The following is a 15904-nucleotide window of genomic DNA, read 5'->3' as shown; positions in this document are numbered from 1 at the left end:
AATCGAGTAGGAGGCGGATTTACATCCGCCGTCCTCTCACACCACCGTACGTACGGTTCCGTATACGGCGGTTCAGGTTAAGCGGTTAAGCCGGGTTATCGTGTCCAGTATTGAGACCAGCCCGAGTCGATCCCAGAGTTTCTTCGGCAGCGCCTGATTCATATGGGGTGCTCCCGAATTCCACCAAGGGCCTCGACCGTTGAATGCTGAGTGACAAGCACGGGCTTCGTTGAGCCCTAGACGCATCAAGTTGCGCGCCCTCGTCGAGGGCTGCTTCCATTGGCGCCAGATGATACAGCGAAGTTTGTGACGCACCCAGCCATCAAGATACTCAAGTGGCCGCTTGCTCTGACTCAGCTTGAAGTAGCCAGCCCAACCGCGCAGTACGGGGTTTATCCGCTCGATGACGCTCGCCACTTTGTGGCTTCGCGTTGTGCGCAGCAGGCTTCGGAGTCGGTCGCGTAGGCGATCCAGACTCATCGTTGCCACTCTTAGTCTCGGCTGTTGATGCCAGCTCATCCCATAGCCCAAGTAATCACACATCCACGACCCGGCTACTCGGCTCTTTTCCCGGTTCAGCGTCAGTTTCAGGCGCTCGCTCAGGAAACGCTCAACGCTGGCCATCACCCGTTCACCTGCTCGACGACTGCGCACATAAATGTTCGCGTCATCGGCATACCGCACGAAGCGATGGCCCCGCCGCTCCAATTCACGATCAAGTTCGTTGAGCAGGATATTCGACAGCAACGGCGAGAGCGGGCCGCCTTGCGGCGTCCCTTCCTGCCGTCGGCTGACGAGGCCGCCTGACATCGTTCCCGCTTCGAGGTAGCGACGGATCAGCGTGAGGACGCGTTTGTCTTCGATTTGACGCGCAACATGGGCCATCAGAACATCATGGTTGACCCGATCAAAGAACTTCTCCAGATCGAGTTCCACGCACCAGCGGTGACCCGCCGCCGCGTGGGCACGGGCCGTTTCGATAGCTTGATGAGCGCTTCTGCCCGGACGAAAGCCGTAGCTGTAGTCCGAGAACAGCGGATCAAAGATAGGTGTGAGCTGTTGCAGCAAAGCCTGTTGGATCAGGCGATCCACGACACAGGGAATGCCCAGTTGCCGTGTTCCGCCTTTGGGTTTGGGGATGTCGACGGCGCGTACACCTTGCGGTTGGTACTCGCCGGCCAGCAACCGGGCCTTGAGGATCGGCCAATACTGTTTCACGTAGCCTGCCAATTGGTCGACCGTCATGCCATCGGCACCCGGTGCGCCCTTGTTGCTGACTACGCGTTGATACGCACGCTTGAGGTTGGCCGGTGCAAGCACCCGCGCCATCAGCGTGTCCGGCTCCGCGTTCGTCCACGTCACAGACGCCGTCGATGCTTGCGCCCTGTCAGCCGTCATCCTCGGATACCGTCCGGGACTTGGGGTAACAGTTTTCTCTGGGAGAATATTCTGCGTTTCAACATTCGACGAGACTCTGACGCCTACTGGCGGCATAACCTGTTCGGCCCTTGGTGACGGGGTTATTCGCCACTTACTACGGCTTCGGCTGACTTCTGCACGCTCATCCCGTCGCCTCTCGACGCTCGGTAGCACAATGGCAAACGTGCAGATCTCCCAGGGTAATTCGCGCGACCTTCCTGCTTATGCCTGTCGGATCTACGTCACAGCGTTCTGTGCAAGTATCGGGCTTTGAAGATGCTTGCCTTCTTACCCCGCTGCGCCGCCTCTATCCGCTTCCTGTTCGTCAGGCCAGCATTTTGCCTCGGGCTTCCTTCAGATTCGCAGTCACCCGCGACACCCTTGCCTCTGGCTAACACTTCCCCTTGCCGGGTGTGTAGAGGACTTTCACCTCCAAGTCACCAGCGAGGCCACCACAGCCAAGCTGGTTGCGCTTACGCGCAACGCGCCATGCCTGGCGCACAAACAAAACGGGCCTGCAATGCAGGCCCGTTTTCATGGGAAGGTAAAAAAGTGAATCAGGTGTCAGCCGTTAAGTGCTGCCTGTTCGTTCTCAAGAAACTCTTCTTCCAGCAGATGGTCGGCATGGGCGCCACTCTCGATGGGCACCACATTGGCTCGTTTGCCGCGCAATTTGCCGAACATATGCTCCAGCGCATGTTCAAGCTTGGTGGCCGCTCCGTCGATCGCCTGCTCCATGGTGGAGGCTTTATGGGTGACGGAAACCGGTTGATGGCCTTTTGGCCGCGCCTCCAGTTGGCAGCGCATGTCGTGGGGACCCGGCTTGTCGCCGTTCTCGTCCCGCAGGTGAACCTCGACTCGTGTCAGGTCCTCTTCGTAGCGTTCGAGCGTGCTCTCAATGGTCGTACGTACCCACTCCTCCAGTCGTTTACTGCCTTGAATATGGTTATCGCTATTGACTTGGATTTGCATAGTTCATCCCTTATTTCAGCTAGCTCGCGAGAGGCCGGTCAGCTAAGCCCTTGGGCGTCGTCACCGTGACCTCTTACTTACACAATCGGTCTGTACGCTGAACAATTCAACCCCTGAAAAAAGATAAATATTCATACGCAAAAAAAGCCGGACAACGAGCAAAAGCACTGTTACTGTCGGGAGTTGGGTCGCCCTGCTCTTACGTAATAATTGCTCACATTTGCCGCTCCCCCAACGGGTGCAAGCTGCGAAAAGCGCCCGCCTCCTCCACCAACCAATCGTGCACCGCGCGCACACCCGGATGGCTCAATGCCCCTGGTGCGTAAAGCAGCATGTAGCGCTTGTGATTGGGCACCGCCAGGCCGAACGGCACGATCAACGCCCCACGCTCCAGCTCATCGTTGAGCAGTGTCCGTCGGGCAATCGCCACCCCCATCCCGGCGATGGCCGCTTCGATCGTCAGGTGATTGCGATTGAAGGTATGCCCGCGTCGCACATCCGCCCCCTCGAAGCCGATGGCGTTGAGGTAAAACTCCCATTCCGCGTACTCATAGCTGCCGCGCCAGGCGGTGATGTCGTGCAGCAAGGGGAAGTGCATCAGGTCTGCCGGACCGTGCAGCGGCGGACGACCGCGCAACAGGCTCGGCGCGCACACCGGAAAAATCTGCTCATCGAGCAAGGCTGTGGATAACAGGCCGGGGTAACTGCCGTCGTTCAGGTCGATCGCCAGGTCGAAGTCGCCTTCATGCAACGGTACGCTGCTGTCCTCGGCTACCAGGCGCAACTGAATATCCGGAAAACGCTGCTGCAAACGCGGCAGGCGCGGCGTCAGCCATTTGCTCAGGAACGACGGAATCGAACGTACCCGCAGAATCCCGCTGATCATGCCCGCATCCAGTCGCCGCAATTCCGCGTCGATGCTGCCAAATGCCTCGTTGACGGTAATGGCCAGGCGCTGGCCCTCGGCGCTCAACTCGACTCCGCGGGCGCGACGGTGGAACAGGCGAAAACCCAGGCGCTCTTCCAGCTGGCGGATCTGCTGGCTGACGGCTCCCGGGGTGATGTGCAGTTCCTCGGCGCAACGGGTGAACGACAGGTGCCGTGCGGCACAGGCAAACACGTTCAGCCAGACATACGTCTGGGCGTGTAATTGACGACTCATCGTTTAGTCCTGCTAAAGGATGTCTTAGGAATTTTCGTTGGTCACGCAGGATCGTGACAGGCAGTATCGCCCAAATTGCGCTTGTCCTACAGAAATGGCAGCGATTTCCCTTCCATTGCATGTACAGGCTTTAGCATGACTATCAGTGTTTTCGATCTCTTCAAAGTCGGCATCGGCCCGTCCAGTTCCCATACCGTCGGTCCGATGCGCGCCGCCGCAACCTTTGCCCAAGCGCTGGTCGATCAGGGTTTTCTGGCTGATGTGCGACGAGTGGAAATCCGCCTCTACGGTTCTCTGTCAGCGACCGGTGTCGGCCACGCAACGGACCGCGCCTGCGTCATGGGCCTGATGGGCGAATGGCCCGACCGCATCGATCCCACCACCATCGACAGCCGCATTCACACCCTGCGCGAAACCGGTCAGTTGCCTCTGGCAGGCATTGCGGACATTGCCTTCGACTGGCAACGCGATCTCCTGCTGCTAGACGAAAGCCTGCCCTACCACCCCAACGCCATGTCCCTGACAGCTTTCGGTGAAACCGGCCAATTGTTCGAGCAAACGTACTACTCGGTTGGCGGAGGTTTCATCATTGAAGCGGCTGAAGCCGAATCCGGTATCGCACCGGCTGGCGATGTGGTGCTGCCTTACGATTTCTCCAGCGCCGCCGAGCTGCTCAAACTGTGCAACCAGCACGGGCTGCGGGTGAGCGAACTGATGATGGCCAACGAACGGGCTTGGCGCAGTGACACGCAGATCCGCCAGGGCCTGCTGAATATCTGGTCGGTGATGCGTGAATGCGTCGAGCAAGGCTTGCGCCACGAAGGCGTCCTGCCCGGCGGTCTGAATGTTCCACGTCGAGCAGCGAAACTGCATCGCAGCCTGCAGGAAATCGGCAAGCCGAATGTCATTACGTCCACTTTGTCGGCAATGGAATGGGTCAACCTGTACGCCCTTGCCGTCAACGAAGAAAACGCAGCCGGCGGGCGCATGGTCACGGCGCCGACCAACGGCGCGGCAGGGATCATTCCGGCGGTGCTGCACTACTACATGAAATTCAATGCCGATGCGTCTGACGACGACGTAGTCGCGTTCTTCCTGGGTGCAGCGGCCGTCGGCATCCTGTGCAAGAAAAACGCTTCGATCTCCGGGGCCGAAGTCGGTTGTCAGGGTGAAGTCGGCTCCGCCTGCGCCATGGCCGCCGCGGGCTTGGCAGAGGTGCTTGGCGCCACCCCGGAGCAGCTGGAAAACGCCGCCGAAATCGGCCTGGAACACAACCTCGGCCTCACCTGCGACCCGGTTGGCGGACTGGTGCAAGTGCCGTGCATCGAACGCAACGCAATCGCCGCAGTGAAAGCCATCAACGCCACGCAAATGGCCCTGCGTGGCAACGGCCAGCACTTCATTTCCCTGGACCGGGTGATTCGCACCATGCGCGACACCGGCGCCGACATGCACGACAAGTACAAAGAGACGTCACGGGGCGGACTGGCGGTGAACTGGGTGGAATGTTGATCGCTTTGGAGGCACGTCGAGGTTTATTGCCCTGAAACGTGCAGAAAACGCGGCCCCCGTAGGAGCGAGCTTGCTCGCGATGGTTGTGAACGATAACGCACCAAACCAGATGGTTTGCGGCGCCTGAAGGTTATTCGCGAGCAGGCTCGCTCCTACAGAACGTGTTTTCTGTCCGACAATTTTGTCGGCATGCCCCTTGCTACATCCTTGCTGGAACAATGATGGCGAGATGGCCGGTGGTCAGGCATTGCGAACCAACCCGATCACGGCCGGTCAACAACTGCACGTTCAATCAGGCGGTGACGCATCATGGACAACCCTTTCCAGCTCATTACCGATGCTTTTGCAGCGGATTACCAGATCAACCTGAGCATTCAAGGCCTGGACGGCAGCATCATGCTGACGCTTTCCAACAGTGGCCGCGTGGTGGCCAAACGCATGATCAGCGCCGAACAACGCAATGACCCCCAACGTCTCAAGCGTCTGGTTCAAAGCATTCAATTCGGCATTGCCATCGAACAAGGCGACAGTGCCGTGGCCATCCTCGAATCCATGACCGATGGCGGCACGCGCAACCTGCCGCCACCCTCCACCAAAGGCCGGCCCCGACCCGCCATTGGGCTTTAAAGCTCGCCCTTTTCTACTTCCGGATGCTCACTGGAGCCCGCACCTGTTTTGCGGTGTGGGTTCTCGATCTTCACCGAAGGAAATTGCGACGAAGCGTAACGCACCACCAGAATCGCAAACGCCAGCAGCAGAATCCCGCCGCACAGGTAGATGATCCCCAGGTCCGGCGGGTTGTGGTGCGAAACGTTGGAGATCAGCAGCCGCGTCAGCGCGGTGATCGCCACGTAAATCAGGAAGCGCACCGGCATGTGATTGGTCTTGAAGTAAATCCCGACCATCGCTCCCAGTTCCAGATAGATGAACAGCAGCAAGATGTCATCGATCTTGATGTGCCCCTCCTCGATCATCCCGAGGAATTCCATCACCGCCGCCCACGCGGTCACCGCACCAATGGCGAACAGCGCCAGGTAGTGGAAGGTTTCGACGAACAGATTGCCCAGGGACTCGGCCAGTCCATGTACGTTCTGCCGCAGTTTTTCGGCCCAGTTGATTTTCACGATGCTGCTTCCTTAGGTCGGCTCGACCGGATGATGCGGGTTGGACGTGACGGTTTTTCTGCATGCAGAAAAAAGGCCAGAGGCTGTTGAGTGAGATGAGGATGGTCTGCCGCTGGACACTTTTGTGGCCATTTCACCGGCCTCTTCGTCGGAACGCCGCCCGGACCAAGCCCGCTCCCACAGGCAACAGTGCAAATCCGGATTTCCGGTCTACATTAAAAAGCCACTACCCAAAAGACAGGGATTCGCTTATCCTTTTGGCTGTATATAAATACAGTAGTCGAAATCGACAACCAATGTGAAGGCATGTGAGGTGGTGAATGGCCGTCGAAGTGGTATACCGCAGCAGCCGAGATCTGGAGCGCTTGTTCATGGATAAAGCCGAAGCTGACCGTCATGACAAAATGCTCGAACTGGCCGAATTGCTGGCTGAAGTATTGCAAAAAGCCGTTCCGTCCCTGACCGAGCAGCAAGTGGAAGAAGCCGGGATCTACATGGCGAAGAATCGCGACGTGTTCGCCAAGGCGTTCAAGAGCCAGCCGGACGCTCTGTCCGAATTGCTCAGCGCACCGGTTGAAGTCGCAGAACCTGTCGCAGCGCTCGAGGTCGTTGAAGCCGCTGAGCCGATCGTCCCGGCCAAGCCTGCCAAGGCCCCCAAAGCCGCCAAGTAAGCAAAGCCCGAATTGAACAGGCCCTGAGTCGAATGGCTCAGGGCCTTTTTCATGCCTGTGGAAAACTCATGCCTGACTCACCGGTACAACACTTTCTCCGCCAACTCATCGGCCACCCGTGCGGGAGAGCGTTTTTCCGCCTGGGCGTGGGCGAACACTTCGGTCAGGCGCGAGCTGATTTTCGACAGGTGCGCGGTGATGGTCGACAGTTGTTCGCCGCGGTGCTTGAGCGATACGTAAATCAGCCCGCCAGCGTTGATCACGTAATCCGGCGCATACAGGATGCCACGGCGCTCCAGTTGGTCGGCGACGTCCAGATGCGTCAGCTGATTGTTCGCCGAACCGGCCACCGCCGAGCAGCGCAATTGCGTCACGGTATGGCTGTTGAGTACACCGCCCAGGCCGCAGGGCGCGAGGATATCGCAAGGTGTGCTGAGCAGCGCTTCGTTGGCAATCGGGTGCGCACCGAGTTGCTCCATGGCCAATTGCACCTTGCCGTGATCGATATCGCTGACCAGCAGTTCGGCTCCGGCGGCGTGCAACTGCTCCGCCAGGGCATAGCCGACATTGCCCAAGCCTTGAATCGCTACGCGCAAACCTTCGAGATTATCGCTACCCAACCGCGCCATGGCAGTGGCGCGAATGCCGGTGAATACGCCCATTGCCGCATGGGGCGCCGGGTCTCCCGCCGACGTGGTGCTGGTGACGTGCTGGGTCTGTTGGGCGATGCAATCCATGTCCGCTACCGAAGTGCCGCTGTCGATGGCGGTGATGTAGCGACCATCAAGCTGATTGATGCAGCGCCCGAAGGCTTCGAACAGCGCACCGCGGCTTGCAACATGGGCCGGGCGGACAATGACCGCCACACCTCCCCCCTGCGCCAGCCCGGCCAGCGCAGCCTTGTAGCTCATGCCCTGGGCCAGGCGCACAGCATCCTCGATCGCGGATTCGTCGCTGGGGTAGGCAAGGTAACGACAACCACCCAGGGCAGGCCCCAGACGGCTGTTATGAATGGCAATGACCGCCTTCAACCCGGTGACCGAGTCGACGCTCAGATGCAGCGATTCAAGGCGGGTGCTTTGCATGAGAGCGAACATCGTAAGGCTCCCGAATCACTTCTTGTAGACGCCAGTATAGGCTTGCGCCCAAAAATTGCAGAAGCGCACCGGAATAAGCACGGCCACGATGCAAGCTTTAGGAAATAACCTGCATTCGACCTTGTACGGCACTGGACGAACGCCGGAGAGGGGGCTAAAACGAGGCATCGCCCGGAGATTTTGATGACCCCGCGCCAATCGTTCTTCGCCTGCCTGCAACGTTCACCGCCCGCGCTGTTCGAGGCGGCACTGTGGATTGCGGTCGAGCACGACAACGAGGTGGAGCCGCAAGCACTGCTGGCCGATTTCCAGGCGTTGCAGCAACGGGTCAGTGGCGGCTTGCCGATGCTGCCGGTCAGTGAACTGGCCCAGCCGCTACTGCGGCGCATGAACGACCTTGGCTTCGCCCAGGACGATTTTACGCCGTTACGCCCCCAAGTGGCCCTGTTGAACAAGGTACTGGAACGCCGAAGAGGCCAACCCTTGACGCTGGGGCTGATTGCGCTGGAGTTGGCCAGGGGTCTGGAGATTCCCCTGGTCGGGGTCAACTTCCCCGGGCATTTCCTGCTGCGGGTGCCGGGCGCCGACCATTTGCTCGATCCCTGCGGCGGTCGTCGCCTTTATCCGAACGATTGTCGGGAGTTGTTGCAGCGCCAGTACGGCCCGAACATAAAGCTCAGCGCCGAGCACCTCGCAACCGCCGAGCCGGCGCAGATGCTGCAACGGCTGTCGCGCAACCTGCGCCAGTTGTACCTGTCCCACGACGATTTCATCAATGCCTTGATCGACGCCGATCGCGTCCTGGAACTGGGTGACGCCAGTGCCTCCGACTATCTGGCCCGGGCCAGCCTGTACCAGCGGCTGGACTGCCTGAACGCCGAGCGTTTTGACCTGGAACACGCACTGCTGCTCAGCGACGATCCGATCCAGCGGATTCGCCTGACGGAACGGTTGGGGCATCTGCCGCCCAATGCCATCGTCCATTAAAAGCAAAAGATCGCAGTCTGCGGCAGCTCCTACGAGGATGGGGGTAGGAGCTGCCGCAGGCTGCGATCTTTTGATCCGGCTTCTGACTCAAGGCGTGTCTGGCTGGTTCGCCGGATGCGCCTTGATGAACGCCGGGTGCGTCGCCGCCAATGCCGCCACTCGCCGGATTCGCGGGTAAGCTTCAAGAGAAACACTGAAACGCTCGGCTGCGTACAGCTGCGGGATCAAGTAGACGTCCGCCAACCCAGGCTCGGGGCCGAAGCAGTAACCGTCATCCCCGATCAACTGCTCAATCGTGGCCAACCCTTGGCCGATCCAGTGGCCGATCCACTCCACCACCTGCGGTTCGTCGTGGCCCGACTGGCGCAGCCGATTGAGCACGCTGACGTTGTGCAACGGGTGCACATCGCAGCCGATCACTGCCGCTACGCCGCGTTCGTGTGCGCGGGCAGTCAGGTCCCTGGACAGCAGCGGCACCTGTGGATAACGCTCCTCCAGGTATTCGATGATCGCGGGAGACTGGATCAGCAATTCGCCTTCATCGGTGCGCAAGGCCGGCACGCGGCCCTGCGGGTTGATACCCAGATAAGGTGGCTGCCGATGCTCACCACCCTGCGGTGCGATCAGATTGACTGGCAAGGATCGATAATCCAGGCCCTTGAGTGCCAAAGCGATACGCACCCGGTACGAAGACGTCGAACGGTAGTAGGTATAGAGTTCCATGCCCCACTCCTCTCAGCGTGCCGGCAGCACTTTGCCGCGGCACTCGCCAAAGCCAATGGAAGCGAAACCGTCGCGGCGGCAACGTCCGCGCAGGATGATTTCGTCACCGTCTTCAAGGAATTTACGCACCTCGCCCGAGGCCAGTTCGATCGGCTTTTTACCGCCTTCGGTGATTTCCAGCAGGCTGCCGAACTGGCCGTTTTCCGGTCCCGACAAGGTACCCGAGCCGAACAAGTCGCCAGCCTGCAATTGGCAACCATTGACGCTGTGGTGCGCCACCATCTGTGCCACGGTCCAGTACATGTGCCCGGTGTTGCTCAAGGTCAGGCGATGGGCTGGCAGGTTCTGTTCACGCATGGCCTCGGTGAGCAGCAGCACTTCCAGTTCGATGTCGAACGCGCCAGCGGCCTGATCGCGCTTGTCGAACAGGTACGGTAGCGGCTGCGGATCGCCTTGCGGACGCGCAGGCTGGGCGCGACGAAATGGTTCCAGCGCTTCGGCGGTGACGACCCACGGCGAGATGCTGGTGATGAAGCTCTTCGACAGGAACGGGCCCAGCGGCTGGTATTCCCAGGCCTGGATGTCCCGTGCCGACCAGTCGTTGAGCAGGCAGAAACCGGCGATGTGATCGGCGGCGTCGCCAATGGCAATCGAGTCGCCCATGTCGTTGCCCTGACCAATCCAGATGCCCAGTTCCAGTTCGTAGTCCAGGCGCGCGCAAGGGCCGAACGTCGGCTCGCTCTGACCGGCCGGCAACGTCTGGCCTTTCGGGCGGCGCACATCGGTACCGGACGGGCGAATGGTCGACGCGCGACCGTGGTAGCCGATTGGCACGTACTTGTAGTTCGGCAGCAACGGGTTGTCGGGACGGAACAGTTTGCCGACGTTCTGGGCGTGCTCGATGCCGACGTAGAAGTCGGTGTAATCGTTGATTTTCGCTGGCAGGTGCATCTCGCAATCCGCCGCCAGCGGCAGCAGTTTTGCGCCCAGGGCTTCGATCTTGCCGTGCAGGGTGCTGCCCTCGGCGAACAGTTCCAGCAAACGCTCGCGCAAGGCGACGCGAGCCTCGCGGCCCAGTTCGAAGAACGCATTCAACTGACCGCCACGGGTGGCCTCGACCGCAGCCTTCGCTGCGCCATCGAACAACCCGGCCTCCAGGGCCGCTTGTAGATCAAAGATATGTTCGCCAATGGCCACGCCGCTGCGCGGTGCCGAGCCGTTGAGGCTGAACACGCCCAGCGGCAGGTTTTGCAGGGGGAAATCAGCATGGCCGTTGGCGGATGCAACCCAGCTGCGAGTGATGGAAGTCTGCGTCATGGGTTATCTCCGGGTCGGGTCGAAAGTGGCGGGCAGCGTGGCCCAGCAGGCATCGTAAGTGTTTTGCAGTTGTGGGCAATCGAGGGCGAAACGGCTTGGGCGCAACACCTGGCTCGTCTCGAACATGAACGCCATGGTGTTGTCGATTTTCGCCGGTTTGAGGTCCGCGTTGATCGCTTTGGTGCAAGTCTCACCGTCGGGACCGTGGGCGCTCATACAGCTGTGCAACGAAGCACCGCCGGGCACAAAGCCTTCGGCCTTGGCGTCGTATTCGCCCTGGATCAAACCCATGAATTCGTTCATCAGGTTGCGATGGAACCACGGCGGACGGAAGGTTTTCTCGGCCACCATCCAGCGCGGCGGGAAGATCACGAAGTCGAGGTTGGCCAAGCCGTGAACGCTGGTCGGCGAGGTCAGAACGGTAAAGATCGACGGATCAGGGTGATCGAAACTGACGGTGCCGATGGTGTTGAAACGGCGCAGGTCATATTTGTACGGTACGTTGTTACCGTGCCAGGCGACCACGTTGAGCGGCGAATGATTGAGCTCGCAGGCCCACAGCTGGCCGAGGAACTTCTGCACCAGCGTGGTGGGTTGTTGCAGGTTTTCGTAGGCCGCCACCGGGGTCAGGAAGTCCCGCGGATTGGCCAGGCCATTGCTGCCAATCGGCCCCAGGTCCGGAAGACGCAGCGGCGCACCATGGTTTTCGGCGACGTAACCGCGGGCTTGCGGATCGAGCAGTTCAATGCGGAATTTAAGGCCGCGTGGCAGTACGGCAACTTCCAGCGGTTCGAGTTCAAGCACGCCTAGTTCGGTGGCAATGCGCAGGCGCCCCAGTTCAGGCACCAGCAACATCTCGCCGTCGGCGTTGAAGAACACACGCTCCATGGAACGGTTGGCGCGGTAGTTGTAGATGCTGATCCCGGCCGGTTTTTCCGCGCCCGAGTTGGCCGCCATGCTCACCAGACCATCGATGAAATCGGTCGGCTCGGCGGGAATGTCCAGCGGGTTCCAGCGCAAGCGATTGGGGGTTACGTCGCCCAGCGGGCCGCCGGACAGTTGCCGGTCAAGTTTGACGAATGCCGGGTGATTGGCCGACGGCTGAATGCGGTACATCCAGGTGCGCCGCGCCTCGCTGCGCGGCATGGTGAACGCCGTGCCGGAGAACAGTTCAGTGTAGAGGCCGTACGGGGCTTTTTGCGGGGAGTTCTGGCCGACGGGCAGTGCGCCGGGCAACGCTTCGCTGCTGAATTCGTTGCCGAAGCCTGACAGGTAGGCCAGCGCTGGCGTCGTTGAATCGGGGTTCATGGAGCCTCCTGAACAGGGAGTCGGCAATGCCGGTCACCCTTTGGAAGAGTTACTGGCCTGCCTCGGTTATTTTTATCGTAATTAGATTACGCATAACGTAATTTGATTGGTATTGACCGTCAAGCTATAAAGACGCCCATTCGTCCCGGGATCCCAGCCACCATGGAAAAAACCAGCGACAACAACGGTAAACAGAAAGTCCGCTCGGCCGAGGTTGGCACCGACATCCTCAAGGCGTTGGCCGAGTTGTCGCCTTCGACTTCGCTGTCGCGCCTGGCTGAACACGTGCAGATGCCGGCGAGCAAGGTTCACCGCTATTTGCAGGCGCTGATCGCCAGCGGATTCGCCGAGCAGAACGCTGCGACCAACCATTACGGGCTTGGCCGCGAAGCCTTGCGCGTAGGGTTGGCGGCACTCAACAGTATGGACGTGCTGAAAGTCGCCGCCCTGCCCCTGGCTGAACTGCGCGACGACTTGAACGAAACCTGTTTTCTGGCGGTATGGGGTAACCAGGGCGCGACCGTGGTGCATATCGAACCGGCGGTGCGTGCGGTGACGGTGGTGACACAACTGGGCTCGGTGTTGCCATTGCTCAGTTCTTCGACGGGACTGGTGTTTGGCGCCTACCTGCCCAGGCGTGAAACCGTGGACCTGCGCGATCAGGAATTGCAGAGCAGCGCCACCCACAGCTTGGCGGATGATCAGGCGTACACGACGATGTGCGAACAGATCCGCCAACGGGGCCTGCATCATGTGCATGGATTGCTGATGCCCGGTGTGGATGCCTTGTCGGCACCGGTATTCAACGCCATGGGCAAGATTGTCGCAGTACTGACGGTGGTCGGGCCGACCTCGCTGTTCCATGCCGATGAAAACGGTCCCGCGGCGCAGCGTTTGCTGTCTGCCACACGAGCAGTGAGTTGGCGCATGGGCTATCAGCCAGACGCATTGACAACCTGAACGCAACGGCGCTGATCAGACGGGCAGGATCAGCCCCAGCTTCTTGCCCATCGCCACAGCTTGCGTGCGACGCTCAACCCCCAATTTGCTGTGGATTCTCCGTGCGTGGGTTTTCACCGTATGCAAGGAGATGAACAGTCGCTCGGCAATTTGCTGATTGGAACTGCCTTGGGCAATGAGACCCAGCACCTCAATCTCCCGGGTACTCAGCGGGCTGACATCGGCGAGCATGGCCGTCACCGACTCTTCCCCGCGCAAACGGCTGAGCAAGTTCGGCTGGCGCAGGCCCAGTTCACGCAACGCCTGTTGCCCGTTACAGCGCTTCACCAGCGCCAGGCCCGCCTCCAAAGCCGCCTTGGCCAGCCTGGGCTCCGCGGTCAGGTCCGCCACTTCGCTGATCACCAAATGCAATTCCGTTTCCAGTGCCAGCATGGCGTGCCGTTGCGCGTGATCGAGCAACTCCTGCAGCCGATCCAGCGGCTTTTGCGTCTGTTGCAAATGCATCTGCGCCAACACCAATTGGTACTCGATACGGGCAATCAGCTGAAGTGTGGCTGGTGGCGCCTGACGCGCACGAGGCCCGCGATAGTGACGCAAGACACGGGTCAGCGCCTCACAGGCCAATTCCGGTCGCCCTTGCTGCAACCAGAAATGGCTGCTGATTTGCAGCAGCACCCCGCGATACACCGTATCGGGAATCTGCCGCTGCTGCATCACTCGCTCGGCTTCGCGCAGACGATCAAACGCGAGGGCATAATCGCGCTGATTGGCGGCCATCTGCGCTTGCCCGAGAAAGCCATACAACGCGTGCTTGTCCTGGCTTTGCAGGCAGTCCTCCAGGCCGGACCGGAAGAAACCGGCGGCCAACTCATCTTGTCCCTGACAGAGGGCCAACCGCCCTCGCCGCAGGGCAATTCGCCCCAATAACGGCGTCGGTCGATCAGCCTGTCGGGACAACAAGGCAAAAACTTCAGCCAACAAGCTCTCGGCGCGTCGGGGCGCTCCGCGCATCTCCAGCAACTGCGCGTGATCGAGCTCAAGCAACCCTTCGAACAATAGCGAGCCTTGGGCGCGCGCCAGACACAGCGCCTCACGATTGAACGTCTGCGCCGCATCGAGTTCGGCGTTGAGCAAGGCCTGCTGGGTCAGACCCGACAGGCACAACAATCGCACCGGCCAGGCATCGACGCTCAACTCGGCCAGCGCGTCGAGAAAGTGAACGCGGGCCGCCTCCATGCGACCTTGCAAATGCAGCAACCAGCCCTGTTGCGCCTGCCAGCGTGCCAGCAGTTGCCGTTGCAGCGCTTGCGTAGGCTGTGGGGCAAATCGTGCCAGTTGCTCGATGCACGCGGCGGCATGATCGAAGCGCCCGGCAACCAACAACGCCGCGGTAACCAGTCCCACCAATTGCGGTGTAACGAGGGTCAGTTCAGCCTGTTGACGCTCGTGGAGTTTCAACAGCAGACAGATATTTTCACGCCGGAACAAATGCTCGAAGCTGAAGTGCTGCAACAGGCTGACCGCAACTTCGAGCTCCTGCGCCAACAGAGCCTGCTCGAACGCACCTTGCCAGTCTTCTTCGGTGCTGAACCATTGGCACGCGCGGCGATGCCAGGATCGCCCCGCCGGGGACGGTTCTTCACGCATCGCCCGGGCCAGTGGTTCGAAGATCCGCAACCACTCGACGGAGTCTTCCCAGGGTTCAATGAAACAGCCCATTTCCTGCAACGCATGCAGCCACTGCGCGCCCTCACCCGTACCGAAAAGATGCTCGCACAAGCTGGCGTTGAAGCGTGGCAGATGAACCAACACCTGCCAGACCTCGACCAACTCCGGCGGCAAGCTGTTGAACAACTCATGTTGCAGATAATCGAGCAATGTCGCTGAACGCCCCTGCTCCCCCGACCACGGACAACCATTGAGCAACGCGATCCGCACACCAGCACACCAGCCACCGCTGCGCTCAACCACCCTTTTGGCGGTTTGTGCCGCCAGGGTCGGCTCGACATGACCGAGCAACTGCCCGACCTCGGCCTCGGTAAATGCCAGAGCCCGGCCTTCGCACTCGTACAACTCATCATCCAGCAGCAGCCGCGGCCAGTTGCAGGATGGTCGTCGACGGGAACTCAGCCACCAGCTCAGCGCCGGGCTGGCAACGGCTAACAGGCGATCGAGCATCCGGTCGAGTTCCGGGTTGGGTGCGCGGCAGAAATCGTCGAGAAACAGCCAGGTCGGCGTCTGCAATCGCGCCAGATGCACCAGCAGTCCTGGCTCATCCGCCGAGGGCAACCCCAACGCTTGCGTCAGGCGCAACAAAAAATCGGCTGTACTCAACGACGCCCCCGCCAGCGGCAGCCAATAGACCCGACAGTTCTCCGGTGCACGCAGCAGGCATTCGCTGAGCAACGCGCTCTTGCCACTACCGGCCGGTGCGCAAAGCAACTTCACCCGCGCAGTCGAGGCCAGCATGGGCTCGATCAACCGCTCGCGGGACAGATGATGGGACGACAGTCGGGGCAGGAAACCGGGGCGGTCCAGACAGTGCGTCATTGCAGTCATAGTGATGCGCCTTTTTTATAATTCTGGCGCCACCCTAGACCTCTCCCGAGCGCTTGTTGAAGAAGTATTCAACACACTGATCCCCCACTATAA

General features: G+C 60.3%; 13 protein-coding genes and 1 pseudogene. 5 read left to right on the top strand and 9 right to left on the bottom strand.

The window, feature by feature from the left end; translation table 11 throughout:
* Positions 1 to 72: 72 nt before the first annotated feature.
* From ltrA to AC1DU9_RS18720, 3 genes are all read right to left on the bottom strand, one after another.
* The gene (gene ltrA / locus AC1DU9_RS18730) at positions 73 to 1494 is read right to left on the bottom strand and encodes a group II intron reverse transcriptase/maturase (RefSeq protein WP_477810606.1); all 1422 of its coding nucleotides are present in this window, start codon (positions 1492 to 1494) and stop codon (positions 73 to 75) included.
* 489 nt (positions 1495 to 1983) lie between these two features.
* The gene (locus AC1DU9_RS18725) at positions 1984 to 2391 is read right to left on the bottom strand and encodes an HPF/RaiA family ribosome-associated protein (RefSeq protein ID WP_007986797.1); all 408 of its coding nucleotides are present in this window, start codon (positions 2389 to 2391) and stop codon (positions 1984 to 1986) included.
* Positions 2392 to 2605: 214 nt separating this feature from the next.
* A complete protein-coding gene (locus AC1DU9_RS18720) occupies positions 2606 to 3553 on the bottom strand; it encodes a LysR substrate-binding domain-containing protein (protein ID WP_008046773.1) in 948 nt (315 codons plus the stop codon).
* A 135-nt stretch (positions 3554 to 3688) separates the two neighbouring features.
* Here AC1DU9_RS18720 and AC1DU9_RS18715 point away from each other — a divergent pair, with 135 nt between their 5' ends.
* Together AC1DU9_RS18715 and AC1DU9_RS18710 are read left to right on the top strand one after the other, a co-directional pair.
* Entirely contained in the window at positions 3689 to 5065 is a 1377-nt protein-coding gene (locus tag AC1DU9_RS18715; RefSeq protein WP_477810605.1) for an L-serine ammonia-lyase, read from the top strand.
* Between the two features lie 309 nt (positions 5066 to 5374).
* Positions 5375 to 5692: a DUF3509 domain-containing protein gene (locus AC1DU9_RS18710; RefSeq protein ID WP_115948075.1), complete on the top strand. Its 318-nt coding sequence runs from the start codon at positions 5375 to 5377 to the stop codon at positions 5690 to 5692.
* On the opposite strand, the gene AC1DU9_RS18705 is transcribed toward AC1DU9_RS18710, so the two are convergent.
* Positions 5689 to 6189 (bottom strand): phosphate-starvation-inducible protein PsiE, encoded by a 501-nt coding sequence (locus tag AC1DU9_RS18705; protein WP_108218253.1) that lies wholly within the window; start codon positions 6187 to 6189, stop codon positions 5689 to 5691. The genes AC1DU9_RS18710 and AC1DU9_RS18705 overlap by 4 nt on opposite strands.
* 320 nt (positions 6190 to 6509) lie before the next feature.
* Here AC1DU9_RS18705 and AC1DU9_RS18700 point away from each other — a divergent pair.
* A pseudogene (locus tag AC1DU9_RS18700) lies at positions 6510 to 6749 on the top strand (YebG family protein); the annotation flags it as partial.
* Between the two features lie 188 nt (positions 6750 to 6937).
* Here the strand turns inward: AC1DU9_RS18700 and AC1DU9_RS18695 are convergent.
* Positions 6938 to 7957 carry a Glu/Leu/Phe/Val dehydrogenase family protein gene (locus AC1DU9_RS18695; RefSeq protein ID WP_477810604.1) on the bottom strand — a complete coding sequence of 340 codons (1020 nt, stop codon included), beginning with the start codon at positions 7955 to 7957 and terminating at the stop codon, positions 6938 to 6940.
* A 183-nt stretch (positions 7958 to 8140) separates the two neighbouring features.
* Here AC1DU9_RS18695 and AC1DU9_RS18690 point away from each other — a divergent pair, with 183 nt between their 5' ends.
* Positions 8141 to 8944: a SirB1 family protein gene (locus AC1DU9_RS18690; RefSeq protein ID WP_477810603.1), complete on the top strand. Its 804-nt coding sequence runs from the start codon at positions 8141 to 8143 to the stop codon at positions 8942 to 8944.
* A gap of 87 nt (positions 8945 to 9031) precedes the next feature.
* Here AC1DU9_RS18690 and maiA read toward each other — a convergent pair whose 3' ends face one another.
* From maiA to hmgA, 3 genes are read right to left on the bottom strand one after another with little or no spacing between them, the layout of a single operon-like run.
* On the bottom strand, positions 9032 to 9667 hold the full coding sequence (maiA, locus tag AC1DU9_RS18685; protein WP_223463383.1) for a maleylacetoacetate isomerase: 636 nt from the start codon (positions 9665 to 9667) through the stop codon (positions 9032 to 9034).
* Between the two features lie 12 nt (positions 9668 to 9679).
* Complete coding sequence (fahA, locus tag AC1DU9_RS18680) at positions 9680 to 10984, bottom strand: fumarylacetoacetase (RefSeq protein ID WP_223463384.1); 1305 nt, start codon at positions 10982 to 10984, stop codon at positions 9680 to 9682.
* 3 nt (positions 10985 to 10987) lie between these two features.
* Positions 10988 to 12292, bottom strand: a complete 1305-nt coding sequence (gene hmgA / locus AC1DU9_RS18675; protein WP_223463385.1) for a homogentisate 1,2-dioxygenase — start codon at positions 12290 to 12292, stop codon at positions 10988 to 10990.
* Positions 12293 to 12454: 162 nt separating this feature from the next.
* Between hmgA and AC1DU9_RS18670 the strand changes: the two genes are divergently transcribed.
* Positions 12455 to 13252 (top strand): IclR family transcriptional regulator, encoded by a 798-nt coding sequence (locus AC1DU9_RS18670; RefSeq protein ID WP_477810602.1) that lies wholly within the window; start codon positions 12455 to 12457, stop codon positions 13250 to 13252.
* A gap of 15 nt (positions 13253 to 13267) precedes the next feature.
* Here the strand turns inward: AC1DU9_RS18670 and AC1DU9_RS18665 are convergent, their stop codons facing one another.
* The gene (locus AC1DU9_RS18665) at positions 13268 to 15811 is read right to left on the bottom strand and encodes a LuxR C-terminal-related transcriptional regulator (protein ID WP_477810601.1); all 2544 of its coding nucleotides are present in this window, start codon (positions 15809 to 15811) and stop codon (positions 13268 to 13270) included.
* Positions 15812 to 15904: the final 93 nt, after the last annotated feature.

It is taken from the genome of Pseudomonas sp. P4_C1, assembly GCF_056402155.1.
The sequence above is the reverse complement of the archived record's forward strand: the minus strand, read 5'-3'. Positions and strand labels throughout refer to the sequence as shown.

Excerpts from the sequence above, each read along its gene's own strand:
- AC1DU9_RS18665 (WP_477810601.1), bottom strand. The coding sequence starts at position 15,811 with ATGACTGCAATGACGCACTGTCTGGACCGCCCCGGTTTCCTGCCCCGA.
- hmgA (WP_223463385.1), bottom strand. The coding sequence starts at position 12,292 with ATGAACCCCGATTCAACGACGCCAGCGCTGGCCTACCTGTCAGGCTTC.
- AC1DU9_RS18710 (WP_115948075.1), top strand. The coding sequence starts at position 5,375 with ATGGACAACCCTTTCCAGCTCATTACCGATGCTTTTGCAGCGGATTAC.
- AC1DU9_RS18670 (WP_477810602.1), top strand. The coding sequence starts at position 12,455 with ATGGAAAAAACCAGCGACAACAACGGTAAACAGAAAGTCCGCTCGGCC.
- maiA (WP_223463383.1), bottom strand. The coding sequence starts at position 9,667 with ATGGAACTCTATACCTACTACCGTTCGACGTCTTCGTACCGGGTGCGT.
- AC1DU9_RS18720 (WP_008046773.1), bottom strand. The coding sequence starts at position 3,553 with ATGAGTCGTCAATTACACGCCCAGACGTATGTCTGGCTGAACGTGTTT.
- fahA (WP_223463384.1), bottom strand. The coding sequence starts at position 10,984 with ATGACGCAGACTTCCATCACTCGCAGCTGGGTTGCATCCGCCAACGGC.
- AC1DU9_RS18725 (WP_007986797.1), bottom strand. The coding sequence starts at position 2,391 with ATGCAAATCCAAGTCAATAGCGATAACCATATTCAAGGCAGTAAACGA.
- AC1DU9_RS18695 (WP_477810604.1), bottom strand. The coding sequence starts at position 7,957 with ATGTTCGCTCTCATGCAAAGCACCCGCCTTGAATCGCTGCATCTGAGC.
- ltrA (WP_477810606.1), bottom strand. The coding sequence starts at position 1,494 with ATGCCGCCAGTAGGCGTCAGAGTCTCGTCGAATGTTGAAACGCAGAAT.
- AC1DU9_RS18715 (WP_477810605.1), top strand. The coding sequence starts at position 3,689 with ATGACTATCAGTGTTTTCGATCTCTTCAAAGTCGGCATCGGCCCGTCC.
- AC1DU9_RS18690 (WP_477810603.1), top strand. The coding sequence starts at position 8,141 with ATGACCCCGCGCCAATCGTTCTTCGCCTGCCTGCAACGTTCACCGCCC.